This window comes from Ensifer sp. (assembly GCF_035999135.1).
GTDB lineage: Bacteria > Pseudomonadota > Alphaproteobacteria > Rhizobiales > Rhizobiaceae > Ensifer.
In genome coordinates this window covers 63,809-88,757 of sequence record NZ_DASYGZ010000207.1, presented here as the reverse complement: position 1 = coordinate 88,757, position 24,949 = coordinate 63,809, and the positions used below count along the sequence as shown (strand labels likewise).

Below are 24,949 nucleotides of genomic sequence, written 5' to 3'. Positions count from 1 at the left end.
ATCGCTTATGATAACTTCATGATATTTCTACCGGAGATCCGTCCGGATGGCATCGAACGAGCACCCGTTGGTCAGTGTCGATCGTGGCCCCGCTGCGGGCCTGCGGCTGGACGTGGTTGCCGGGCTGACTGCCGCCGCGGTCGTGCTTCCCAAGGCCATGGCCTACGCCACGGTCGCGGGTCTTCCGGTCAGCGTCGGGCTCTACACCGCCTTCGTGCCGATGATTGTCTATGCGCTGCTCGGATCGTCAAAGGTTCTGAGCGTCTCGTCGACGACCACTCTTGCGATCCTTGCCGGCACGCAGCTCGGGCTTGCGGTGCCCGACGGTGATCCGGGCAAGCTGATCACCGCCACCGCAACGCTTGCCGCGATGACCGGCGTGCTGCTCATGCTCGCGTCGGTGCTGCGCTTCGGCTTCGTCGCCAACTTCATCTCCTTGCCGGTGCTGATCGGCTTCAAGGCCGGCATCGGCCTCGTCATCGTGCTGGATCAGGTGCCAAAGCTGCTCGGCCTTCACATCACCAAGGAAGGTTTCTTCCGCGACATCCTCAGTATCGTCGGCCACCTCTCCGAAACATCGGCCATAACCCTGGCGATCGGCGCCACCGCGCTCGTCGCCCTTCTGGCGATGGAGCGGCTTTGGCCCCACTCGCCGGCGCCGCTTCTGGCGGTGGCATCAGGCATCGGGCTTTCCGCGTTGGTCGGCCTTGAGTCACTCGGCGTTTCCACGGTCGGCTTCATTCCGCGCTCACTGCCTTCGCTCACCCTGCCGAGCCTCGGTCTCGCGCAGGAGCTCCTGCCGGGCGCGCTCGGCATCGCGCTGATGAGCTTCACCGAGACGATTGCTGCGGGCCGGGCCTTTGCTGCACCCTCCGATCCGCCGATCCGGCCCAATCGCGAACTGCTGGCGACCGGGGCCGCCAATCTTGCCGGCGGACTGTTCGGGGCGATGAGCGCCGGCGGCGGCACGTCGCAGACGGCGGTCGTTCGCGCCGTCGGCGGCCATTCGCAGGTGGCTTCCCTGGTGACGGCAGCGGCCGCCGCGGCCACCATGCTGGTGCTGGCGCCGCTGCTCGGTCTGTTGCCGCAGGCGGTTCTGGCAGCAATCGTGATCGTCTATTCGGTCGGGCTCATCAAGCCTGCGGATTTCTGGTCGGTTCGCAAGGTCAGGCGGATGGAGTTCCATTGGGCGCTCGCTGCCTTCCTTGGCGTCCTCCTCTTCGGCACGCTGCAGGGCATCATCGTCGCGATCATCCTCTCCTTCATCGGATTGGCCCGCCAGGCGTCGACGGCGAAGGTCTACGTCGTCGGCCGCAAGCGCGGCACCGACCGGCTGCGCCCGCTCTCGCCCGGCGATCCCCCCGGCGATCTCGATGACGAAACCTTCGAAGGCCTGTTGATCCTGCGGCCGGAGGGTCGACTGTTCTTCGGCAACGCACAGCAGGTCGCCGACCAGGCACAGGCGCTCGTTGCCGCGCAGAAACCGCGGGTTCTCGTGCTCGACATGAGCCGTGTTTTCGACATCGAATACTCCGCCCTCCAGATGATGATGGAGGGGGAGCGCCGGATCCGCGAACACGGGGTCAGCGTGTGGCTGGCTGAACTGAACCCCGGGGTGCTTGCCTATGTGCGCGCCTCGGGCTTTGCCGACCAGCTCGGCCCCGACCGGCTGTTCGTCAACACCCGCACGGCTCTACAGCGCTATCTGTCGCTTGGCGCGCCCGCGGCCTGATCATTCCGCCATCAGTTCGCCAGTCCCGCCGAATGCGGGCGGGAAGTCGCGGTATTTCGGCAGACCGTCCTTCATCGGCAGCACCGTCTCCTGATAGTTGACGTGCAGCATCGCCTTGAAGGGAAGCGCGGGCAGCATGGCGGCATAGACGTCGGTCACGCCCCACAGCGGATGTTCGTTGAGCACGTGGCCGCCGCAGGCCTTGCACCATTTGCGCACGCTCGTCGGGTTCTTCTGATAGCCGACGAGATTGTCGGCACCCTTGACGATCCTGACTTTCTCCGGTGGCCAGAGCGTGAAGGCGTTGACCGGCCCGGCCGACCAGCTGCGGCAGGAAGAGCAGTGACAGTACCCCATGGCGGCCGGATCGCCGCTGACTTCGATTTCGACTGCGCCGCAGAAGCATTGTCCGTGGAAGCTACCGATCGCTGCCATGTCTTTCTCCTTCCGGTTGGTCTCATCCGGGGGTCAGTCCACGGATGACCGGTGTGAATGACACGCAGCGTGTCACTCCTATTCCCGATGTCAACGCATCCTTTCGGGCGGCTCTGTTGGCAAAGGGGCCGAAGTGCTTCGCCGTCAGACTAAGCAGAAGCTTGTACGAATAAAGATGACTATTTTTCTCATATTTTGTTGTGTGTGCAGAAAGGACGCGCTAATGAACGCCGGTGCCGGCACACCTTACACCCCGCCGTGTTCGCCCATTCTCCCTCCGCCGGCAGCTTCGACCGGACCTTAATAACCAGAATGCCAGAGAAATCAGCTTCGCATTTGATGCTCGACGACGCGATCGCGGCCTACTACGACGAGCTTTGCGCCATGACGCGGCGGCGCGGTCATCCACAGGCTGCGGCAAACGAGGTCGTTCACGAGGTCTATGTGCGGCTGGTCGACCGGCGCACGTCGCTTGAAGGCAAGTCCTCCCTCAGGGCGTTTCTGCGACGTGCCTGCGCCAATCTCGGCATCGACCGGCTGCGGCGCGACCGCTTCGAGTTGAAGCTCTTTTCCGGCAGCGAGGAAGAGGCACTGGCGGTCGCCAGCGACATCGCCGCGCCCGATGCCAACATCGATCTCCGCCGTCGGCTCTCGATCCTGAAGACGGCGATCATGGACATGTCGCTGCAACGGCGGCGGGTTTTTCTCGCAAGCCGCATCGGCAACCTCACCTCGGACGAGATCGCCGCGCGCACCGGCATCAGCCGCAACATGGTCGATCGGCACCTGCGCAAGGCCTACCTGCATTGCCTCGACCGGCTGGAGGAGACGTTGTGACGGCGCCCGCATCAACAGGTGGAAAGACACGCGACAAGCGGGTGCGCGAGCAGGCGGTGGACTGGCTGGTCCGGCTGAAGGGAGCACCTGATGACGATGCGCTCAAGCTTGCCTGCGAGCGCTGGCGCATGGAAGACCCCGCTCATGCCGAGATGTTTGCGCGCGTCCAGAAGGCGATCGGCGATGTTTCGTTGCTGATCCGGCGTGAACCGGAGTTTGCACAAAGGGCTGTCAAGGGGACCGCAAGCCGGCGGAAGACCGTGGCATCGCTGATGGCCGTCGTCGCAGTAGGCGCCGGCCTGTTTCTCGCGCTCGACGGCGTAACGTGGATGCGTGCCGACGTTGTCGCCGGCACGGGTGAAAGGCCGATCCTCACGCTTGACGATGGCTCGACGTTGCAGCTCAACGCCCAATCGGCGGTTGCCTATGAATTCACCTCCCAAGAGCGCCGGATCGTGTTGTTGCGCGGGGAGGTGTTCGTGCAGGTTGCGAGTGACAGGGACAGGCCCTTCGTCGTCGAAGCCGGACGGGGTACGACGACTGCGCTCGGAACGGCCTTCGACGTCAACCTTACCGATGGCGGCACCAGTGTCACGGTGCTTGAACACGCCGTGTCGGTTGCGACAGTCACGCAGGCGCCGCCACGCCGCGTCGAGGTCAACGAAGAGATCAGCTACAGCCACGATGGCCGGCTCGGCGACATCAGGCCGGTCGATCCGCTTTTTGCGGCGTCATGGCGGCATGGGCGCCTTGTCTTCGAGGAACGCACGATCGCCTCGATCGTCGAGGAGATCGGCCGCTACGTTCCCGGCAAGATCGTGATCGCCGATGCCGCCATCGGCGAAAGGCGGGTGTCGGGTAGCTTCGATCTCGCCGATCCCGAGAGGGCGTTGCAGGGGCTCGCCGATGCCTTCGGCGTCCAAGTCACCCGCATCGGACCCTACCTCACGATCCTGCGCTAAAAAAATCGAGGGAGGGTGTCCCTGAGCGGGCGCCCCATTCGTCCAGAAACCAGACCCCGGCCGTTTCGGCCATCTCTCATTGTCTGGGACCACCATGCCATATTCGAATGCATCCGGCGGACGCCGCCAATCCGCAATTCTCAGCCTGCTGATGGCGGGCACCGTTTTTGCCATTACGGCGACCGCCGTCCTTGCCCAGGAGACGCCGGTGCATCATGTCGACGTGCCCGCGGGCAAGCTGACGACATCCGTCAACCGCCTGGCCGCGCAGCTCAAGCTGCAGGTCGTGTTCGACAGTTCGGTTGCTTCCGGCATCAGCACGCCAAGCATTTCCGGCGAGATGACGTCGCAGGAGGCGCTGTCGCGGCTGCTGCTCGGCACGGGCGTGCGTTATCGCTTCGTCGACGGCTCGACGGTCAGGCTGATGGGGGCCGTGGAAGCATCCGCACCGGTCGATGGCGATGGCACGAAACTGGCGCCGATCATCGCGCGCGGTGACGCGAACGGCGGCGATCGCCCCCCGAATGTCGCGGTTCTTGATGCCGAGGACATCGAGAAGGCCCAGGCATCGAGCCTCCCGGAGTTGCTGCAGAAGACGCCGGGCGTGTCACTGGGCGGCGGCGTGCGCATCGAGGGACAGACGCTTGCGATCCGTGGATTTGCCCGACAGTCGGATGTCCGCATCATCCTCGACGGCGCGCCGAAGAATTTCGAGAAATACGATCAGGGCACCGTGTTCATCGAACCCGAATTGCTGAAGCGCGTCGAGATCGAGAAAGGCGCCACCTCCGTGCGCTACGGCAATGGCGGCTTCGGCGGAACCGTGCTGATGGAAACCAAGGACGCGGCCGACATGCTGCGTCCGGGCGAGACATGGGGTGTGTGGGCGAAGTCCGGTTTCCAGAGCGCCAACAAGCAGCTTCTCGAAACCGGCGCGCTTTACGGAAAGTCGGATTTCGGCGGACCCATTACCTATGACGGCCTTCTGGCCGGGACATGGCGCAAGAGCGACGACATGCGTGTCGGCGGCGGCGAAGTCTACAATTACTCCAACTCGAAGCTGACCACCCTGCTTGCCAATGTCGGCGCCGAATATGACGGTCATGAGATCCGCGGCACGCTCGCCTACGGCCAGAATGACAATTGGGGCCCAGTCGCTGCCATCCGTGGTCAATCGGCGCCCTCGGACTACAGCATCGACCGCTACGGTTACAAGGAAGCGATGCGCCGGCTTCTCACCTGGCGCGAGATCGAGGATTTCACCTCGACGCTGACCTACGGCTACACCGGCGACAGCGACCTTGTGAATTACCGCATGATGGCGAGCTTCTCGTCGACGGGCCAGCATGCGACGCGTCCCGACATTCCCGGGCTCAACCCGAGCGCCTCGGTCGGCGGCTACGAGAACGATGCCACCTATACCGACATCAAGTTCGAGGCGGAAAACACCTCGAACTTCACGTTCGGCGGCCTGTCGCACAGCCTGAATTACGGCGTGCAATATCTCGACCATGACCGCGATATCTGGATGTACGACGTCGCCAACCGGACCCAGGCGCAGTACAACTATGGCTATTACGCCCCGTGGTTCATGCCCGAAGGCACGCAGAAGACCCTTGCCGCCTTTGTGCGCGACCGGATCGAACTGACGGACACCGTGACGGTCACGCCGGGTCTGCGCTACGACCACGTGCGCTCCAAGGGCGTGCCGAACGCGGCGCCGCGCTTCGATAACCCGCTGGCCGGACATGATTATTCCGCCGTCTCGCACCAGGGCGTGACGCCGGCGATCAGCCTGTCATGGGAAGCGACCCCATCGGTCCGGTTCTTTGCCGACTGGGCCTATGCGATGCGGGTGCCCAATATCGACGAGCTCTATTCGACCCAGAGCGTGCTGACCAAGGCGTCGGGCACCAGCCGGGACCTCGAGGTCGAGCGCAACAGCACCTTCAACATCGGTGTCGACATGAACTTCGACAACGTGCTGACCACCGACGACATGCTGTCGACGCGCATCTCCGCCTACAACAACCACGTCTCAAACCCGGTGACGCGCCGTTTCGGCACCGTCAACCTCGCCGGCGTCACCGGCAACGTGCCGTTCTACTGGAACACGCCGTCCTACGATATCAGAGGCATAGAGTGGCAGGCCCACTACGAGACCGAGTGGATGTTCACCGATCTCGGCGTGTCCTGGATGACCGGCGAGCGCACCGGCGCTGTCAACAACATCTGGGGTCCGGACACCTATATCAACGACCTCGCACCACTGACGGTGATCGCCACCGCCGGGATCAAGGTGCCGGACCGGGATCTCGCCTTCGGCTGGACCGGCACCTTCGTCGACGACCAGAACCGCACGCCCTACAATCAGGACGGAAAGAGCTACGCCCGCCCGCCGAGCGCCGGCTATGCGGTGCATGGCCTCTTCCTCGACTGGACGCCGGCCTCCGGCTTCATGGAAGGCGGCGAAGTGCACCTCGCCGTCGACAACATCTTCGACAAATACTACGAGCCCTATCTCAGCGACGGTATTTCGGCGATGCCCGGCCGCAACTTCAAGATTGCGATCAGCCGCAAGTTCTGACCGGAAGACGAGGCCGACCGGTCCACCTGCGGGGACCGGTCGCATGATGCGGTTCCTCGCCACGCAGGAGGTCTGGGCGAGCCCATGATTGCGGAATGATGTAGCAGATGACGCCAACGAAAAGCGCTTCGGGGTGCTGGCGAATTGTGAGCCCAGGAAGCATCCATCGGACATTGACCGCAAGGTTTTGCTGTGAACTGCAAATCTGCGACTTTGTGGGGTCAGGAAAGCAAGTTTTGCTCTAATCAGCAATTTTGCGATGCCACCACAAGTTAGGTATTCTCTGCACAATCGAAGCGAGGAACGAAAATGAACGACCGGCAAGGAAACGACCCATTCGATGGCCCACAAATGCAGGGAACGCGTTACGAGCGTGCCGATATGTCAGGAGCCAACTTCGATGGCGTAAATCTCGCGGACGCACGATTTCACGCTGTTCTCACGAACGCAAAATTCATCGACACCAATTTATGCGAAGCGGAGTTTGACGATGTGAACCTTGCGGGGGCACGCTTTGACAACGTCAATCTGTCTGGAGCCGCTGTCACGAATGCAAATCTATCACGATTGACCATAAGCGGTGTCACACTGGCAGATTCGGACATCAAAGATGCCGATTTGAGCGGAACGCGGATCAATGGCGTTCTCGTTACCGATCTATTCGAGGCCTATAACCAGACGAAAAGCTGACGATCGGTTATTGGGTCGACAATGGGCAACGCGCGAAGTGACATTTCGGGTCAATCTGAAAATGATCGGCTCACGCAGTGTGATCTCGCGGCCGGGCGAGGAGAGTGACCAATTGAATCCGCCCCGGTTGGTAGCAGCCCAAACCGTGCTGTTTCACGCCATGTGTCCGCATGGGCCGGAGGCAGGCATCGGTGGCATCTCCCACATAATTCCGCATGATTGCTGTGGCCGGCCAGCCTCCATATGCGAAGTTGCGCACAACGCCTTTCATTCTTGCCGATCCTTGCTTGACAGCGGCCGATTGCCTGTATCTTAATCGTGCTCTCAGATTGAGCATCTCAATCCCTTTCACATGACCCTTGGTGGTCGACGGGCAGTTTGGCCCCATGATCCCCCCATCCCCGATGGGTGTGGCTTCATGGGGTTTTTGGTTTTTGGGCGGGACCATGGGCAACGCGGTCAAGATCGGCATCCTCTATTCTACGAGCGGACCCTATGGCACGATGGGGCGCGACTGCTGCGACGGGGCGGAACTGGCGATCGAGGAGATCGCCGCCAGCCATCCTGGCCGCATCACGCCGGTCTTCGTCGATCCGGGTGCCAATATCGATCGCTATCTCGAAGGTGCGAAGGCGCTTTTGCGCGATCATGGCTGCCGCCACATCATCGGCACCATCACCTCCCTTGCCCGTAAGGAAGTCATCCCGCTGGTCGAAAAGCACGATGGCCTGCTCTGGTACATGTGCCCCTACGAGGGCTTCGAGGCCAACGACAACGTCATCTATACCGGCGGCTGCCCGAACCAGCATCTGCTGCCGCTGCTCGATTACCTGCTGCCACGCTTCGGTAACCGACCCTATCTCGTTGGCGCCAACTATGTCTGGGGCTGGGAGATGAACCGGCTGGCGCGCGAGCTGATCGAGGAGGCCGGCGGCGCTGTGCTCGGCGAACGTTACCTGCCGCTCGAGGAGACTGCGGTCGAGCGCATCGTCGCCGAGATCGAACAGCGCCGGCCGAGCTTCATCCTCAACAATCTCGTCGGGCCGTCGAGCTACGCTTTCCACGCCGCCATGCGGGCGCTTGCCGGGCGCGATCCGGCCTTTCGCCCTGAGAATTGCCCGGTCGTCAGTTGCGACCTGCAGGAATGCGAGCTGACCGATATCGGGCTCGGGGTCGCGACCGGCCAGCTTTGCGCCGCCTCCTATTTCGACACGGTGGTTTCGCCAGAGAATGCTGCCTTCAAGCGTCGCGTCGACCGTCGCTTCGGTGCCGGACGGCGCATTTCCAGTGTCTTTGCCAGTGCCTATGCCTCGGTCAAGCTCTGTGCCGAAGCGATCATCGAGGCTGATGACGACGATCCGGCGACGATCGCTGAGCTGGTTTCCGCCGTGTCGCGGCCAAGCGTGCTCGGTCCGCTCAGGATCGATCCGCAGACCCATCATGCAGCCCTTCCGTTTCATCTCGGCCGCATCAACGACGAGGGCGGCTTCGATATCGTCTCGTCGCAGCCGTCGATCGCCGCGGACCCCTACCTGACCGGCCAGCGCAAGCGCCGGGCACCCCAACTGCGGATCGTCTCATGAGGGAAACACCGAACTTTACCGGCCTCAGCGCAACGATCCTGCACCGGGAAGACCAGACGACCGAGCGTCTGGTCCGGCAACTCCGGCTTTTCGGCTTCGAGGTCACGGTGCAATGGGAGCCGCTCGATCAGCGCCATCTGCCCGATATCATCCTGGTCGATGCCGACCAGGGCTGGACCGGGCTCCTGCCGTGGACTGACGAGCACGCGCCGCGGCCGCTGATCGCACTTCTCGGTTCGGAAGCGCCGGGACGCGTCGCCTGGGCGATGGGGCAGGGGGCGGCAGCGATCATCGCCAAGCCGCTGGCGTCTTCGGCCGTCTATCCGGCCCTGGTCATGGCTGTCGGCATCCATCAGGAGCGCCGCGCTGTCGCGGACAAGATTGCCCACCTGGAAGAGCGGGTGCGGATGCGGCCGCTGGTTCATGCCGCGGTGCTGAAGATCGGCCAGGCCTGCCATGTCGACGAGGAGCGCGCCTATGGCATCCTGCGCAATTGCGCGATGAAGAAGCGGCTAACGATGGAGCAGGTCGCGGGCTCCATTCTCGGCGGCGTCGAGCCGTTGCCGGAGGCCGGCTGATGCGCGTGCTGACATCCATGGTCAGGCAGCCGGCCGCGCTGTTCGGCCTCGTCGTCGTCGCGCTGGTGGTCATTCTGGCGCTGGCCGCCCCACTGATCGCGCCCTACAGCCCGGACGAGCAGATGTTCGACGGGCTGACGCTAGAGGGCGCGCCGCTGCCGCCGAGCGCCCAGTTTCTGCTCGGCACCGACACGCTCGGCCGCGATCTGCTGTCACGCCTGCTCTACGGCGCGCGCACCTCGCTCGTCATCGGCCTCGTCGCCAACGGCGTGGCGGTTTCGATCGGACTGATGATCGGCATCCTCTCGGGCTACATGCGCGGGTTGGTCGGCAACGCCCTGATGCGCTTTACCGATCTGATGATGGCTTTCCCGGCGCTATTGCTTGCGATCGTGCTCGCCGCGCTGCTGCGTCCGAGCCTCTGGATCGTCGCCATGGTGATCGCACTCGTCAACTGGGTGCAGGTCGCCCGCATCGTCTATACCGAGACGCGCGGCCTCGTCGAACGCGACTTCATCCTCGCCGAGCGCTCGCTCGGCGCCGGCCATGGTCGCATCCTCTTCCATCACATCCTGCCGCATCTGATCCCGACGGCGATCGTCTGGGGCACGCTCGGCATCGCAACGACCGTGCTGCTCGAAGCGACGCTCTCTTTCCTCGGCATCGGCGTCCAGCCGCCGACACCCTCCTGGGGCAACATCATCTTCGAAAGCCAGAGCTATTTTCAGGCGGCCCCCTGGCTGGTCTTCATTCCCGGCGCCGTCATCCTGCTCACCGCGCTCTCGTTCAACCTGGTCGGCGACGCGCTTCGCGACATTCTCGACCCGACACAGCGCGGGAGGGGCTGACGATGGCGTTCCTGCTGTTGCGCCGTCTGGTCCAGACGGCGCTGATCCTCCTCGGCGTTGCCGCCATCACCTTCCTGCTTCTCTATGCGCTTCCGGCCGACCCGGCCCGCATGATCGCCGGGCGCAGCGCCACGGCCCTGACGGTCGCCAACATCAGGCGCGAACTCGGGCTCGACCAGCCGCTGCTCGTCCAGTTCTGGACCTATCTACAGGGGCTGGTTCAAGGCGATCTCGGCCGTTCCTATGCGCAGAAGACCGATGTCGGCACGCTGATCGCGGCGCGCCTGCCGGCGACTCTGATCCTGATGGCAGCCGGTATCTTCGTCGAAGTCGTGCTCGGGGTCGCGCTTGGTGTCACCGCCGCGATCCGGCGCGGTGGTTTCGTCGACCGTCTCGTGATGATGGCCTCCTTCGTCGGCGTTTCGGCGCCGCAGTTCGTCGCCGCGCTGCTGCTGCTCTACGTCTTTGCCGTCACGCTTGCCTGGTTCCCGATGAGCGGCTTCGGCAGCTTTTCCCATGTGGTTCTGCCGGCGCTGACGCTCGGCATCCTCGGCGCCGGCTGGTACGCCCGCATGGTCCGCTCGGCGATGATCGACGTGCTCAACCAGGATTATGTGCGCACGGCGCGCGCCAAGGGGCTCTCCTCGTTTCGCATCATCGTCCGCCATGCGCTGCCGAATGCGCTTCTGCCCATCATTGCGATGATCGGCATCGACATCGGCCAGTTCATGAGCGGCGTCGTCGTGGTCGAGGCCGTCTATGGTTGGCCGGGCATCGGCCAGCTGGCCTGGCAGGCGATCCAGCAGGTCGACATACCGATCATCATGGGGGTGACGCTCGTCTCGGCGCTCGCAATCGTGCTCGGCAACCTCGTCGCCGACCTGGTGGCGCCGCTCATCGATCCGCGCATCCGCGCCCGCTAGGAGTTTCTTTCGCATTTCCGGACGGAAAGCCGCTTCGCACTTTCCTGGAACAGCTCATTCGCACAGCAACCAAAAAGGGGAACTAAAAATGTTCAAAAGCTGGCTTCGAACCTCCACCGTCGCTGCGGCATTCCTGCTCGCGCCGCTTCCGGTCTTCGCGCAGGACGCGCCGAAACAGGGTGGCGATATCGTCATCACCTACAAGGACGACATCGCCACGCTCGATCCGGCGATCGGCTACGACTGGGTCAACTGGTCGATGATCAAGAGCCTGTTCTCGCGGCTGATGGATTACAAGCCCGGCACCACCGAACTGGTGCCGTCGCTGGCCGAGACCTTCGAGGTGGCGCCCGACGGCCTCACCTATACCTTCAAGCTGCGCAAGGGCGTGAAGTTCACCAATGGCCGCGAGATCGTCGCTTCGGACGTGAAATACTCGATCGAGCGGGCCGTCGACCCGAAGACACAAGGCCCCGGTGCCGGCTTCTTCGGCGCGATCAAGGGTTTTGACGATCTCTCCGGCGGCAAGGCAACGACGCTGGAAGGCATCGAGACCCCTGATGATGCTACCGTCGTCTTCCATCTGTCGCGCCCGGACGCCACCTTCCTGCACGTGCTCGCCGTCAACTTCGCCTCGGTCGTGCCGAAGGAAGCGGTGGAGGCCGCCGCCGGCGACTTCGGCAAGAAGCCGGTCGGGTCCGGCACCTTCGTCCTCAAGGACTGGACCGTCGGCCAGAGCCTGACCTTCGAACGCAATCCCGATTATTTCGTCAAGGACATGCCGCATATCGACAAGTTCACCGTCGAGGTTGGCCAGGAGCCGCTGGTGGCGCTGCTTCGCCTGCAAAAGGGCGAGGTCGACATTGCCGGCGACGGCATTCCACCGGCGAAGTTCCTGGAGATCAAGAATTCCCCCGAGGGCGCCGAGATCATCGTCGACGGCCAGCAACTGCACACCGGCTACATAACGCTCAACACCAAGGTGAAGCCGTTCGACGACGTCAAGGTTCGCCAGGCCGTCAACATGGCGATCAACAAGGAGCGCATCACCCGCATCCTGAACGGTCGGGCGACGCCCGCCAACCAGCCGCTGCCGCCGCTGATGCCGGGTTACGACAAGGCGTTCACCGGCTATGCCTATGACGTCGAGAAGGCAAAGGCGCTGCTCGCCGAAGCCGGTCATGCCGATGGTTTCGAGACGGTGCTCTATTCCACCAACACCGACCCGCAGCCGCGCATCGCCCAGGCAATCCAACAGGATCTGGCTGCTATCGGCATCAAGGCGGAAGTCCGAGCTCTCGCCCAAGCCAACGTCATTGCCGCCGGCGGCACTGAGGGGGAAGCACCGATGATCTGGTCGGGCGGCATGGCCTGGATCGCCGACTTCCCGGATCCGTCCAACTTCTACGGCCCGATCCTCGGTTGCTCCGGCGCCGTCCAGGGCGGCTGGAACTGGTCGTGGTACTGCAACGAGGCGCTCGACAAGCGCGCGGTTGCGGCCGACTCGATGTCCGATCCCGCAAAGGCCGCCGAGCGCCAGGCGGCCTGGGGCAAGATCTTCACCGACATCATGGCCGATGCGCCCTGGGTGCCGGTCACCAACGAGCGCCGCGTCGTCGCCAAGTCGCCGCGCATGGGCGGCGACGGCGACATCTACGTCGATCCGACCCGCGTGATCAACTACGACGCGATCTTCGTGAAAGAGTAAGCGTCAGGCTTCCCGCAGGTCGTCTGCGGGGAGCCTCCTCTTGAGTTTGGGAGAGATTTCATGTGCGTTGCCTGCACACACACCATTCACCGCGCCAAGCACCACTTCGGCTGGAACCGCGATTTCGAGCCGACGCTGATCGCCAAGCCCGGCGAGACCATCCATTTCGAGTGCCTCGATTCCTCCGGCGGGCAGCTCGGCGCCGGTTCGACGCTCGAGACGCTGGCATCGCTCGATTTCGACCGGATCAATCCAGTGACCGGGCCTGTCTATGTCGAAGGTGCAAAGCCCGGCGACGCGCTGAAGGTGACCATCCGTCGCTTCATTCCCTCCGGCGTCGGCTGGACGGCCAACATTCCGGGCTTCGGTCTGCTTGCCGACCAGTTCACCGATCCGGCGCTGCACATGTGGTCCTATGACGCCACCAGCATGGCGCCGGCGCTCTATGGTCCCGGTGGCCGCGTGCCGCTGAAGCCGTTTGCCGGTACGATCGGCGTTGCGCCGGCAGAGCCGGGCCTGCACTCGGTCGTGCCGCCGCGCCGGGTCGGCGGCAACCTCGACATTCGCGACCTGACGTCTGGCGTGACGCTCTATCTGCCGGTCGAGGTCGAAGGCGCGCTGTTTTCGATCGGCGACACCCATGCCGCCCAGGGCGACGGCGAGGTCTGCGGCACGGCGATCGAGAGCCAGATGGAGGTGGAAGCGACGATCGAGCTCGTCAAGGACGCCCGCCTTGCGAGCCCGCGCTTCACCACGCCTGGACCGGTGACCCGCCATCTCGACGCCGCCGGCTACGAGGTGACCACCGGCATCGGGCCTGACCTGATGACCGGTGCACGCGAAAGCCTGATGCGCATGATCGATCTGCTCGGCGCCGAACATGGCCTCAGCCCCACCGATGCCTATCTGCTCTGCTCGGTCTGCGGCGACCTCCGGATCAGCGAGATCGTCGACCAGCCGAACTGGGTGGTTTCCTTCTACTTCCCGAGGATCGTCTTTTCGTGATCGCAGCGCCTCCTGTTCTCAGCATCGACGGGCTTTCTGTCGATGCACTGACGCCCGAGGGTCCGCGCCGGGTCCTCGACGCCGTCAGCTTCGACCTCATGACCGGGGAGACCCTCTGCATTGCCGGCGAAAGCGGGTCCGGCAAGTCCGTGACCTCGCTTGCCGTCATGGGGCTGCTGCCCAAGGCTTCGCTCAGGATCGCGTCCGGCAGCATCCGCCTTGAGGGTCGCGAGCTCTCCAGGCTCTCTAACAGCGCCATGCGCAGCGTTCGCGGCGGCGATATCGCCATGGTCTTCCAGGAGCCGATGACCTCGCTCAACCCGGTCATGTCGATCGGCGAGCAGCTGACCGAGGCGATCCGTGAACACCAGGGCTCCGCGGGCACGTCGGCTGCCGCCATCGCCTTGCGTATGCTGGATGCAGTGAAGATCACCGAACCATCCCGGCGCATGACGCAGTATCCGCACGAACTCTCGGGTGGCATGCGCCAGAGGGTGATGATCGCGATGGCGCTTTCCTGCCGTCCCAAGGTGCTGATCGCCGACGAACCGACGACGGCGCTCGACGTCACCGTGCAGGCGCAGATCCTGACGTTGATGAAGGAGCTGAAGCAGGAATTCGGCGCCTCCATCATCCTCATCACCCACGACATGGGTGTCGTTGCGCAGATGGCCGATCGCGTGGTCATCATGCAGCAGGGCCGTATCGTCGAACAGGGCGACGTCTCGCCGATCTTCCGCGCACCGCGCGAGCGCTACACCCAGGAACTGCTGGCAGCCGTACCCAGGCTCGGCGCGCATGCAGGCACCGACGGTCCGCCCCGGATCGGTCCGGCCGCGGCAACGCCTGCCTTGCCGGCCGGCGGGCCCGTGCTGTCGGTTCGCGATCTTGTCGTTCACTATGGCAAGAAGCCGAGCGCGCTTCTCGGCGGCAAGCAACTGGCGGCGGCGGTCAGCGATGTGTCCTTCGACATTTTCCCCGGCGAAACGCTGGGCCTCGTCGGCGAAAGCGGCTCGGGCAAATCGACGACGGGCAAGGCGGTGCTGGGCCTCATTCCGTTCTCCGGCGCCGTATCGATCGACGGCCAGGATATCGGCGCGCTGTCGCAAAGGCAGATGCGGCCGGTGCGCCGCTCGGCGCAGATGATCTTTCAGGACCCCTATGCCTCGCTCGATCCGCGCATGGCGGTGGGCGCGGCGATCGCCGAGCCTCTCGTCATCCATGACATCGGCAACCGCGGCGAACGGACGGACCGTGTCGCCGAGCTTCTGCGCCGCGTCGGCCTCGGGCCCGATGCCGCCAGCCGTTATCCGCACGAGTTTTCCGGCGGGCAGCGCCAGCGCATCTGCATTGCCCGGGCGCTCGCCGTCAATCCGAAGCTGATCGTCGCCGACGAAAGCGTGGCCGCACTCGATGTCTCGGTTCGCGCCCGCGTGCTCGACCTGATGCTCGAGTTGCAGGAGACGATGGGGCTTGCCTATCTCTTCGTCTCGCACGACATGGCAGTGATCGAGCGCATGTCGCATCATGTCGCCGTCATGCGCGGCGGCCGGATCGTCGAGATGGGAACGCGCCGGGCCGTGTTCGAAAAGCCGCAGGACGCCTATACGAGGGCGCTGATGGCGGCGGTGCCGCTGCCCGATCCGCCGATGAGAAAGAGCGCATAGAGCCATTCCAGGAAACGCGTGAAGCGGATTTCCGTCCGGAATTGCGTTCTTTCAAAGAGCTAGACGGTTTCACCGTTTCGAAGAAACAATGAAACTGTCCTAGAGCCAATCCGGAGGCGATCGTTCCGCCGCAACGCCGGGGGATGCCGGAGCCCGGGCGGAAGGCCATGGCCACACCCGGGCTTTCACCTCATGACACAAGGCTCTGCGGCAGCACGATGCGGGCCGAAAGGCCGCCTTCCGTCCGGTTGTGCAACTGCAGCTCAGCGCCGGCGCGGTCAAGCGCGCATTCGACAATGCTGAGGCCAAGGCCGCTGCCGGCGGCCACCCTGTGGCGCCCGCGGAAGAAGCGCTCCGTCACGTGACGGATCTCATCTTCGGGAATGCCGGGCCCGGCATCGTCGATCGCGATGACGAGGTTGGTCGCCTGTCGCTCGATCAGGCAACGGATCGGCGCCTCGGGCGGTGAATGGTTGAGGGCGTTTTCCAGGAGATTGCGCGCGGCCAGCCGGAAAAGCCCCGGTTCCAGGGCGACCCTGAGATCAAACAGCTGTGCCGCGATCTGGATCTCGGCGGCCTCAGTCCGGGGGCTGCGCAGCTCGGCCGCAAGGCTTGCCAGCATTTCCCCGACGTTGAAGCTTCCGACCGCCTTGCCGCCTTCGCTCGCCTCGACCGACGCGATGTCGAGCAGCTGTCGGACCAGCTTGCCGGTCCGGTCGACGCCGGCGACGATCTGGCCGAGCGCCTTCTCGCGGATCGCGCTGTCGTCGCTGGCAAGGGCCACCTGCGCCTGGGTCTTCAGGCCCGCCAGCGGCGTGCGCAGCTCATGGGCGGCAAAGGCGATGAAGTTCTGCTCGCGTTCGCGCGCGCCGGCGACGCGGGTGAAAAGGCCGTTGAGCGACTTGAGCACCGGGCTGATCTCACGCGTGGTTCCGAGATCCTCGATCGCATGCAGGTCGGAGGCCTCGCGGGCGGCAAGGTCGCCGGCGAGCTTCCTGAGCGGCGCAAGACCCCGCCCGACGCAGAGCCAGATCAAAACGGCGAGCAGCGGAATGATCAGGAGCGCCGGAAACAGCAGGCCCTTGACGAGATCGTTGACCAGCCGGTCGCGGATGCGCAGGTTGTCGCCGACGAGCACGCGCACGCCGAGAGAGGCGTTTTCCACGGCGAAGACCCGCCAGCTCTCGCCGTTGATGACGGTTTCGGAAAATCCGGTCGCGTGTGCTGCGAGCGTCGCGTCCGGTGCGCTGTCCGACTTGCCGATCAGCGTGCCGTCCAGCGACCAGATCTGGCAGGAGAGCTGCCGGTCATAATGTGGGTGATCCAGCACCGGGATCCGCATCGCGCTCTGGGCCGGGCGGTCGCTCTCGCCTTCGTCCTTCATCATGTCCTGGCTGACGATCAGCGAGTTCACCATGCGCGCAGCCTCCATCAGCCGCGCGTCGAGCACGCGCTCGACCTCGGTGCGGGTGCTCAGGAAGATCCAGACCGTCGCCGACAGCCACAGCAGTCCGGTCGTCAAAAGCAGGATGACGAACAGGCGGGTGCGCAGCGACCGCATCAGCCGGCGCCGCCCAGGCGGTAGCCGATGCCTCTGACCGTTTCGATCAGACCAGGGCCAAGTTTGTTGCGCAGGTGATGGATGTGGACTTCGACGGCGTTGCTTTCGATCTCCTCCTGCCAGCCATAGAGCTTGTCCTCGAGCTTGGCCTTGGAGAAGATGACGCCCGGATGGGCCATCAGCATATGCAGGATCGCGTATTCGCGCCGCGAGAGGTGCACCGGCCTGCCCGCCTTTTCCAGGGATTGACGAGCCGGATCGAGCCGCAACGTCGACCATTCGAGCGCTGCGGTCGCCCGGCCGCTAGAGCGCCGCGAAAGGGCGCGCAGACGGGCTGCGACCTCGTCGAGATCGAACGGCTTTCCGAGATAGTCGTCGGCGCCACTGTCGAGCCCCGCCACCCGGTCGCGAACCGTGTCACGGGCCGTCAAGAGCAGCACCGGGATTTCGCTCTGTTTGGCGCGCAGATCGCGCAGTATGTCGAGGCCGGAACCATCCGGCAGCATCAGGTCGAGCACGACGGCGTCGAAGCCGTTGGCCGCAAGCGCCGTCGCTGCACCGTCGCAGGTGGCAACCGCGTCCGTGGTGAAGCCGGCCAGCGCCAGCCCCACCTTCAGCCCGTCACGCAGGATATCGTCGTCTTCGACGATCAGGATGCGCATTGTTATTCCTCACATTTCTGAGAGCGGGAGCCTTGAGGCTCTCCCTTAAGGCAGCCTTAAGGTAGGACTTCCCTGAAGGCGGCATTGCAACAAATCGAATCGTTGAATGCCCGATATGACCGAACCAGACGAGCTTTCTTCACCCACGACCGTTCACAAGAGCGGCATTGCGCTCACCCGCCGAAGCCTCTTCGTCGGTGCGGCGTCGCTGCTGGTCACCGGCTGCGCGACAACCGTGCGCCCGACGCCGGCGGTCGTGCCGGCCAGCGTTCCGGCCGCGCTCCCCGACAGGGGCGCGGTGCCGCCGATGTATTACGCCATGCCCGACGAACCGTTTCCGATCCCCGAGGTCAGGATCTCAGAGGTCGATCCGAAGTTCTGGCGGCAGGAGGTCGACTACCCGACCGACGAACGTCCGGGCACACTGATCGTCGACACGCCGGCAAAGTATCTCTACCACGTGCTGCCGGGCGGGCGGGCGATGCGCTACGGCATCGGCGTCGGCCGCGAAGGCTTTGCCTGGTCGGGCCGGGCGATCGTCGCCTACAAGCGAAAGTGGCCGCGCTGGACGCCGCCCGACGAGATGGTGGCGCGCCAGCCGAAGCTCGCGCCCTACAGCATCGCCAATGGCGGCATGCCGCCGGGGTTGAAGAACCCGCTCGGCGCCCGCGCCCTCTATATCCACAAGGACGGCAAGGATACGCTCTACCGTATCCACGGCAGCCCCGAGGCGCATTCGATCGGCAAGGCGGTGTCGTCGGGCTGCATCCGGCTCATCAACCAGGATGTCGTCTATCTCCACGACCAGGTCCGCGACGGCAGCACCATCGTCGTCATTCCGGATCCGAGCAAGGGCGATCTGACGGTCGGATGAGGTGGCCGCAATGGCGAGCGCGGGAATTCTGCAACACTTCGACAGCGACGACCGCCTCGCGCAAGCGATCCACGCCAAAGAGAGATTTTCACCACATTTCGGTCACGGTTCGGCCCAACAGCCTTGGGCCTTCCTTCGGATCCTCCCAACCGAAATCTCCAACCCTGGAATAAAATAAAGTGTCGATGAATTTGTCCCGCCGGTCGCTGCTCGCGGTGATCGCCAGTTCCGTCCTGACTGCCTGCACGCAGATCCCGAAGCCCGAACCGAAGCCGAAACTGATCGAGCCGATCGCTGGTGACGGCGGTTCGCCGGAAAAGGCGGCCGATCAGGCGGGCGTGCCGACAAAGACCTTCGACTATGCGGCGATCTATGCGCCGGTGAAGGACGAGGGCTACGACGTTCCCGGCATCCAGTACACCGAAATCAAGCCGCAGTTCCTGCGCCAGGAAGTGGCCTATGCCACCAACGAACCGGCCCATTCGATCGTCGTCGATACCCAGACGATGTTCCTCTATTATGTCCTGCCCGGCGGCCGTGCGATCCGTTACGGCGTCGGCCTCGGGGCGGCCGGGCGCGCCTGGAAGGGCCGCGCCGTGGTGCACTGGAAGCGCAAGTGGCCGCGCTGGACCGTGCCCGACGATATGGTCGCGCGCCAGCCGCACCTGAAGAAATACGGCATCGACGCCGGCGGCATGGATCCGGGCCTCGACAACCCGCTCGGTGCCCGCGCCATGTACATCTTCCAGGACGGCAAGGACACGCTCTACCGCATTCACGGTTCGCCGCAGTGGCGTTCGATCGGCAAGAACGCGTCTGCCGGCTGCGTTCGCATGCTGCAGCAGGACGCGATCGATCTTTACGCTCGGGTTCGCGGCAAGACGCCGCTGCTCGTCCTGTAATGGGCGACAGAATGGCGGTTTTTGCCGCCATTTACCGGACGATCTGGTCGAAATAGGCTAAAGGGCCGGAAGTCCGTCCGGTCCGAGCCGAATATAGTTCGGGCGCCGTGACGATTGCGGCTCTTCTTCCGGAAGGTATTCCGGTTGTGGCTGTGGCTGTGACTGGGCCATGCCGGCGCCCGAGAGGTCGGTGACGACGATCGGCGTGCCGTTCGGCACGCGGTTGTAGAGGTCGACGACGTCCTGGTTGATCATGCGCACGCAGCCCGACGACACCGACTTGCCGATCGTCCACCATTCCGGCGAGCCGTGGATGCGATAGAGCGTGTCTTCGCCGTTCTGGAAGATGTACATCGCGCGCGCGCCGAGCGGGTTCCTGAGACCCGGATCCATACCGCCGGCCTCGATGCTGTACTGCTGCAACTCCGGCTGGCGCGCCACCATCTCGTTCGGCGGGTTCCAGCGCGGCCATTCGCGCTTGTACTGGATGACGCCACGGCCGGCCCAGGCAAAGCCGGCCCTGCCGAGCCCGACGCCGTAGCGCATCGCCTGGCCGCCCTCGTAGACCCGATAGAGGAAATGGCCGCCGACATCGACGACGAGCGTGCCCGGCTTCTCGCCGGTCGGATCCGCGACCATCTGGCGGTAGAAGCGGGGATCGATCTTCTCATAGGGGATGGCCGGCAACGGATAGGTCTCGTTCGGCTTTTCGCCGTACATGTCCGCAAGCATCGTATCGAAGGCGGGGGCCGGTTCCGGCGCGTAGGCGCGGGTCTCCACCGGACGGGGCGAGGCGCAGCCCGCAAGACCGGCGGCCACCATGCCGCCTGAGAGTTGCAGGAAGGTGCGGCGGCGGATCACTTGGTCAGGCATGGAATCCTCGGTCGTCCTGTTGGTCGCTCGCGGCGATGCGCTCGACCTGAGGGGTCGATGGTGCGTCCCCGGTCGAAGCGGTCACAGGCCGGCGTAGGGGTCTGCCAATGCCGCTTCGGGTCGGCTAATGGGATACTTAGTTCCCGATATCTTCGCGGCCAGCTTTTCCGCGCCGTTTTTCTCAAGCAGAGCCCGGAAGCTCGGATGCATGCCGCCGTCGACATAGGCATTGAGCGGGGCTGAGGTCTGGTTCGCCATCAGGCCCGTGAGCTTGGCGTCTTCCGATTGCAGCCTTGCCACCAGTCCGGCGTCCGGTGTCGAGATGGCCGGCGGGCAGGCGGCGAGCGGGTCGGTCGGCTCGCCACCCTCGAACTCGGTGTTGAAGACGTAGCGGCGACCACAGGCCGAAACCTTCGGCTGGCGCTTCGTCGCCTCGAAGATGTCGTAGCCCTGCTTGATGTTCTTCCAGAAGTCGAAATTCGGGTCGCCGCGGTGGCTGGCCATGTTTGCCGCCGTCATGCGGAAAGGATAGGCCTGCACCTGGAAATTGCCCTGGCCTCCCGCAAGCGCGCGCTGGACGACCGAATAGATCTCGCCGACGCCCTGGTCCGTCAGCGCATAGCAGCCTGAAGACGAGCAGGCGCCATGCACCATCAGCGCCTCGCCGGTATAGCCGAGCGCCGATTCCAGCCTGTTGGGATAGCCGAGGTTAAACGACAGGAAATATTGCGATTTCGGGTTCAGCATGCCGGCCGAGACATGGTAGAATCCCTCCGGCGCCTGGCGGTCGCCCGACTTCATCTTCGGTCCGAGCTTTCCCGACCAGCGGCACATCGGATAGGTCTTCAGCAGCGCGTACTGGCCTTTGCTGTTCTGCTTCCAGACCTCAAGTTCGCTCTCCTGCTTGAAGATGCGAACGAGCACCGGGCTCTCCGGCTTGCTGCCGTTCTTGGCCATCGCGGCAATGAGCTTGGCCGGGATCGGCGGCGGCTCGCGCACGTCGTCGGCGTCGAGCGCCATGCAGCCGGACAGAGCGAACGCCAATGCCCCGACCGCCAGCGCATGACGCATGAGCAGTACCTGCGCGACCATGCCTTTGGCAGTGGGCGTTCTCGAGGTCGGGCTTTTCGTCTTCTCGCGCCGCATGCGGGCTCCTGGAAATGCTTGCGCCACCAGCCGTTGTACGTGCGGGGCGGGTGCCGGCCTTGCGCAAACCAGCGTCTCGGTCGGCTTGATCTCAGCGATTAAGCGGTGGCAGCTTTGCCTGCAAGCCTTCGCCACAGGCGGTTGCGATCAATAAAACTTGAACACGCCTGCGTGCCTTAGCTGCCCGCCGATTGGGTCGATGTTGAGACAAGATGGTGAATTTTTTCTCAACATGGACCCGCTTGCTTGCGCGGGGCTTAGCCGCGCGGTTCGCTGCCGGGGGCGTAGACGGTCTTCTGCCTGAAGGCGAAGACGTTGCCGCAGCGGCAGCGGATCATGTGCTTGGCGGGGTCGGACGCGTTGCGTTCGGTCGTAAAGCCCTTGGGCATGACGTCGATGGTAAAGCCGCGATTGCCGCCCTTGGCGCTGTCGTTCTCCGACGCCTCGGCGAAACCGGAGGCCCCGCACTTCGCGCATTCCAGCTTTCTCGAATAACGATCCCGCGACGCCATGTTCAATCACACCTGCTTGCGCTGCCGCGCCGTTCCTAGCGCCCCGGACCTACAGGAGCCGGCCTTTGGGTTCAAGGCTCGGCCCCGTCGTCAGGCATATTTCCCGCCCCAGCCGGGTGGGGCAGGGTGCAGGCAGTCGGCGCCGTATTCCACTCTGGCTTACCGATATCCCGTGGCGTCGGCCGGCTTGTCCGCCTCCATCACCTCGCGCATGTAGCGCCAGCAGTCCGGCCGCGAGCCGTCGAGATCGCTAAAACCGTAGACCTGCGCCACCCCGCCGCTCGACAGCGACTGCCCGTTGAAGCGCGCTTTCTCCGGGTCTGCCGCAAGGGCCGCCACGGCGCGGCCGACGAAGCGCGGCGTTTCGGAGATGACGAAATGCGGCTGGCTTTTGGTGGCATCGCGCCAGTTGTCTTCGCCGACCCCGAAATGCTCGAGCATCATCTCCGAGCGCATCCAGCCGGGGGTGATCGAAACCGATGTTGCGCCATGCGGCGCCAGATCCCTGGCGTGCGCCCAGGCCATCCGGTTGGCGGAAACCTTGGCGAGATCGTAGAACGGAGACAGCCGGTAGTTCTCGGCATTGTACTCGGCGGTGCCGTCAGTGACTTCGACCAGCAGGCCGCCCGGCTTCTCGATCATCAGTGGCAGGGCGTAATGCGCGGTGATCAGGTGGGTATCGACACCGAGCCGCAGCAGTTTCAGGCCATTTTCGAGGTTGTGCTCCCAGACAGGCTTGTTCCATTCGAACAGCAATTCGCCGCCCCAGATGTCGTTGACAAGAATGTCGAGCCGACCCTGTTCCGCGCGGATGCGCTCGATGAGCGCCTTGACCTGTGCCGGCTCCAGATGGTCGACCTGAACGGCGATACCCTTGCCGCCGAGGCTGGTGACGATTTCGGCGGTCTCCTCGATCGTCTCGGATCGTCGGTATTCGGACTGCTGCTGTCGCGTGGTGCGGCCGGTCACGTAGACGGTGGCGCCCGCAGCACCCAGTTCGGCGGCGATGCCGCGACCGCCGCCACGCGTCGCTCCAGCGACGAGCGCTACTTTTCCTTCGAGTGTCATTTTTTTTCTCCTTGCCGACGCGGGAGGCCTATGGCCTTTCCCGCCAGTTCTATTTATAAATGATTGTTCGTTTATAAATGAGAGTCAAGATGCCGCGCCCAAAGACAATGCCAGACGAAGACGTGTTGAAGGCAGCCTTTGCGATCATGAGGGCGGAGGGCCCGGAAGGGTTGACCTTCGCAGCGCTTGCGGCGCGAACCGGTCTCTCCGGCGCCACGCTGGTGCAGCGCTTCGGCAGCAAGGCCGGATTGATCCAGAGCACGCTGGTTCACGCCTGGGATGGTCTCGATGGACAGACGACGGACCTGATGGCGCATGTGCCGCGAACGCCGGAAGGGGCGATCGCTCTTCTCGTCGGCCTTTCCGGCGACTATGGCGCGATCGACAGCTATGCCGACGATCTGAGAATCCTGCGCGAAGACCTGAGAGACCCGCTGCTCAGGGCACGCGGCGCGAAATGGCGCGACGTGCTTTCGGGCGTGCTCGACGAATGCCTCGCCGGGCTTCCCGGTGCCGCGCCCGGACTTGGGCTCCTGATGGCGTCGCAATGGCAGGGTTCGCTGCTGTGGTGGAGCTTCGATCCTGCGGTGCCGGTCACCACGTTCGTGGAGCAGAGCCTGCGCCGCTTCGTCAGCGCGTTTGCGCGGCAGCCGTCGGTGTAGCCCCCCCTCTTCCCTCGCGCGATCACCCGGATTTCAATTCAGCGTGAGATGGTCACTTGGCCGATGACGGCGGCGCGCGGCAGTCTTAGATGCTGGTCCATGACCCGTTTTGTCGCTGCCTTCTTCGTTGTGCTGATCTCCGTCCTGCCGGCCGCCGCGCAGTCGCCCGCGCCGGTCTCGGTGCTGCTGGACGCGCTGGCGCAACGTCCGGATCTTGAGCCCCTGAAGACCGTGATCGTCGCCCGCGACGGCAAGATCCTCGCCGAGCGCGGCTATCGCGGCAATCGGGTGACGAATCCGACCAACATCAAGTCGGCGTCGAAGTCGATCATCTCGGCGCTGGTCGGCATTGCCATCGATAAGGGTCTCCTCGAAGGGCCGGATCAGAAGATCGCCCCGATCCTCAAGGCCGATCTGCCGGCATCGCCCGACCCGCGCGTCAACGACATCACCATCGGCAACCTCCTCTCGATGCAGGCTGGCCTCGGCAGGCTCTCCGGCCCGAATTACGGCCGCTGGGTTGCGAGCCGCAATTGGGTCCGCTCAGCACTTGCCCAGCCGTTCGACGACGATCCTGGTGGCGCGATGCTCTACTCCACCGCCTCGACCCATCTGCTTTCGGCCATTTTGACGAAGGTCGGCGGCAAGTCGACGCTTGCACTCGCGCGGGAGTGGCTCGGGCCGCTCGACGGCTTCCGCATCGGCGCCTGGGACCGCGATCCGCAAGGCATCTATCTCGGCGGCAACCAGATGGCGATGAGCCCGCGGTCGCTGCTGGCCTTCGGTGAACTCTACCGCAACGCCGGCCGCACGGCCTCCGGCGTGCAATTGGTGTCTCCTGCCTGGATCGAGGCGTCGTGGCAGCACCGCACCAATTCGCGCTTTTCCGGCGACAGCTACGGCTATGGCTGGTTTACGCGCCAGGTCGCCGGCGAGACCGTGCATTTCGCCTGGGGCTATGGCGGCCAGATGCTCTACATCATGCCGAACCTCGATCTGACGGTGGTGATGACCTCGGCCGAGAGCGGGCCATCGGCGCGCAACGGTTACCGCGACACGCTGCATCTGGTGCTCGGCGAGATCATCGCCACCGTCAAGGCCTTACCCGAAACCGACGGCTGAGCCGGTCTCGTC

General features: G+C 64.3%; 23 protein-coding genes. 16 read left to right on the top strand and 7 right to left on the bottom strand.

Annotated elements, in window-relative coordinates; genetic code table 11:
- The first annotated feature begins 46 nt into the window (after positions 1–46).
- A complete protein-coding gene (locus VGO12_RS28070; protein WP_327516006.1) occupies positions 47–1,732 on the top strand; it encodes a SulP family inorganic anion transporter in 1,686 nt (561 codons plus the stop codon).
- Here VGO12_RS28070 and VGO12_RS28065 read toward each other — a convergent pair whose 3' ends face one another.
- The gene (locus VGO12_RS28065; protein ID WP_327516005.1) at positions 1,733–2,167 is read right to left on the bottom strand and encodes a GFA family protein; all 435 of its coding nucleotides are present in this window, start codon (positions 2,165–2,167) and stop codon (positions 1,733–1,735) included.
- A 312-nt stretch (positions 2,168–2,479) separates the two neighbouring features.
- Here VGO12_RS28065 and VGO12_RS28060 point away from each other — a divergent pair, with 312 nt between their 5' ends.
- The 11 genes from VGO12_RS28060 to VGO12_RS28010 all read left to right on the top strand — a co-directional run bounded on the left by VGO12_RS28060 (position 2,480) and on the right by VGO12_RS28010 (position 15,555).
- Complete coding sequence (locus VGO12_RS28060; protein ID WP_327516003.1) at positions 2,480–3,004, top strand: RNA polymerase sigma factor; 525 nt, start codon at positions 2,480–2,482, stop codon at positions 3,002–3,004.
- Positions 3,001–3,966, top strand: a complete 966-nt coding sequence (locus VGO12_RS28055) for a FecR family protein (protein WP_327516002.1) — start codon at positions 3,001–3,003, stop codon at positions 3,964–3,966. Before VGO12_RS28060 ends, VGO12_RS28055 begins: the two co-directional genes overlap by 4 nt.
- Positions 3,967–4,060: 94 nt before the next feature.
- Positions 4,061–6,553, top strand: a complete 2,493-nt coding sequence (locus VGO12_RS28050; RefSeq protein ID WP_327516001.1) for a TonB-dependent receptor — start codon at positions 4,061–4,063, stop codon at positions 6,551–6,553.
- A gap of 309 nt (positions 6,554–6,862) precedes the next feature.
- Entirely contained in the window at positions 6,863–7,243 is a 381-nt protein-coding gene (locus VGO12_RS28045; RefSeq protein WP_327516000.1) for a pentapeptide repeat-containing protein, read from the top strand.
- A gap of 446 nt (positions 7,244–7,689) precedes the next feature.
- Positions 7,690–8,826 carry a transporter substrate-binding protein gene (locus VGO12_RS28040; protein ID WP_327515999.1) on the top strand — a complete coding sequence of 379 codons (1,137 nt, stop codon included), beginning with the start codon at positions 7,690–7,692 and terminating at the stop codon, positions 8,824–8,826.
- On the top strand, positions 8,823–9,404 hold the full coding sequence (locus tag VGO12_RS28035) for an ANTAR domain-containing response regulator (RefSeq protein WP_327515998.1): 582 nt from the start codon (positions 8,823–8,825) through the stop codon (positions 9,402–9,404). The genes VGO12_RS28040 and VGO12_RS28035 overlap by 4 nt, the downstream gene beginning before the upstream one ends.
- Positions 9,404–10,252, top strand: coding sequence for an ABC transporter permease (locus tag VGO12_RS28030; RefSeq protein WP_327515997.1), 849 nt, complete (start codon positions 9,404–9,406; stop codon positions 10,250–10,252). Before VGO12_RS28035 ends, VGO12_RS28030 begins: the two co-directional genes overlap by 1 nt.
- A 2-nt stretch (positions 10,253–10,254) precedes the next feature.
- Positions 10,255–11,175: an ABC transporter permease gene (locus VGO12_RS28025; protein ID WP_327515996.1), complete on the top strand. Its 921-nt coding sequence runs from the start codon at positions 10,255–10,257 to the stop codon at positions 11,173–11,175.
- An 88-nt stretch (positions 11,176–11,263) separates the two neighbouring features.
- Positions 11,264–12,883: an ABC transporter substrate-binding protein gene (locus VGO12_RS28020; RefSeq protein WP_327515995.1), complete on the top strand. Its 1,620-nt coding sequence runs from the start codon at positions 11,264–11,266 to the stop codon at positions 12,881–12,883.
- Positions 12,884–12,943: 60 nt separating this feature from the next.
- On the top strand, positions 12,944–13,888 hold the full coding sequence (locus tag VGO12_RS28015) for an acetamidase/formamidase family protein (RefSeq protein ID WP_327515994.1): 945 nt from the start codon (positions 12,944–12,946) through the stop codon (positions 13,886–13,888).
- Positions 13,885–15,555, top strand: a complete 1,671-nt coding sequence (locus VGO12_RS28010) for an ABC transporter ATP-binding protein (RefSeq protein ID WP_327515993.1) — start codon at positions 13,885–13,887, stop codon at positions 15,553–15,555. The genes VGO12_RS28015 and VGO12_RS28010 overlap by 4 nt, the downstream gene beginning before the upstream one ends.
- A 190-nt stretch (positions 15,556–15,745) precedes the next feature.
- On the opposite strand, the gene VGO12_RS28005 is transcribed toward VGO12_RS28010, so the two are convergent.
- Positions 15,746–17,116 (bottom strand): ATP-binding protein, encoded by a 1,371-nt coding sequence (locus VGO12_RS28005; protein WP_327515992.1) that lies wholly within the window; start codon positions 17,114–17,116, stop codon positions 15,746–15,748.
- The gene (locus VGO12_RS28000) at positions 17,116–17,778 is read right to left on the bottom strand and encodes a response regulator transcription factor (protein ID WP_327515991.1); all 663 of its coding nucleotides are present in this window, start codon (positions 17,776–17,778) and stop codon (positions 17,116–17,118) included. The genes VGO12_RS28005 and VGO12_RS28000 overlap by 1 nt, the downstream gene beginning before the upstream one ends.
- 115 nt (positions 17,779–17,893) lie before the next feature.
- Here VGO12_RS28000 and VGO12_RS27995 point away from each other — a divergent pair, with 115 nt between their 5' ends.
- Positions 17,894–18,652 carry a L,D-transpeptidase gene (locus VGO12_RS27995; RefSeq protein WP_327515990.1) on the top strand — a complete coding sequence of 253 codons (759 nt, stop codon included), beginning with the start codon at positions 17,894–17,896 and terminating at the stop codon, positions 18,650–18,652.
- Between the two features lie 185 nt (positions 18,653–18,837).
- The gene (locus VGO12_RS27990) at positions 18,838–19,554 is read left to right on the top strand and encodes a L,D-transpeptidase (protein ID WP_327515989.1); all 717 of its coding nucleotides are present in this window, start codon (positions 18,838–18,840) and stop codon (positions 19,552–19,554) included.
- 57 nt (positions 19,555–19,611) lie between these two features.
- On the opposite strand, the gene VGO12_RS27985 is transcribed toward VGO12_RS27990, so the two are convergent.
- The 4 genes from VGO12_RS27985 to VGO12_RS27970 form a co-directional block, all read right to left on the bottom strand.
- Positions 19,612–20,427 (bottom strand): L,D-transpeptidase, encoded by an 816-nt coding sequence (locus tag VGO12_RS27985; RefSeq protein WP_327515988.1) that lies wholly within the window; start codon positions 20,425–20,427, stop codon positions 19,612–19,614.
- A gap of 81 nt (positions 20,428–20,508) precedes the next feature.
- Positions 20,509–21,519 (bottom strand): murein L,D-transpeptidase family protein, encoded by a 1,011-nt coding sequence (locus VGO12_RS27980; protein WP_327516041.1) that lies wholly within the window; start codon positions 21,517–21,519, stop codon positions 20,509–20,511.
- A 311-nt stretch (positions 21,520–21,830) separates the two neighbouring features.
- Positions 21,831–22,085, bottom strand: a complete 255-nt coding sequence (locus tag VGO12_RS27975) for a hypothetical protein (protein ID WP_327515987.1) — start codon at positions 22,083–22,085, stop codon at positions 21,831–21,833.
- Between the two features lie 159 nt (positions 22,086–22,244).
- A complete protein-coding gene (locus VGO12_RS27970; RefSeq protein WP_327515986.1) occupies positions 22,245–23,153 on the bottom strand; it encodes an SDR family oxidoreductase in 909 nt (302 codons plus the stop codon).
- 89 nt (positions 23,154–23,242) lie between these two features.
- Here VGO12_RS27970 and VGO12_RS27965 point away from each other — a divergent pair, with 89 nt between their 5' ends.
- On the top strand, positions 23,243–23,815 hold the full coding sequence (locus tag VGO12_RS27965; protein ID WP_327515985.1) for a helix-turn-helix domain-containing protein: 573 nt from the start codon (positions 23,243–23,245) through the stop codon (positions 23,813–23,815).
- A gap of 99 nt (positions 23,816–23,914) precedes the next feature.
- Complete coding sequence (locus tag VGO12_RS27960; protein WP_327515984.1) at positions 23,915–24,937, top strand: serine hydrolase; 1,023 nt, start codon at positions 23,915–23,917, stop codon at positions 24,935–24,937.
- The last annotated feature ends 12 nt before the right edge of the window (positions 24,938–24,949 follow it).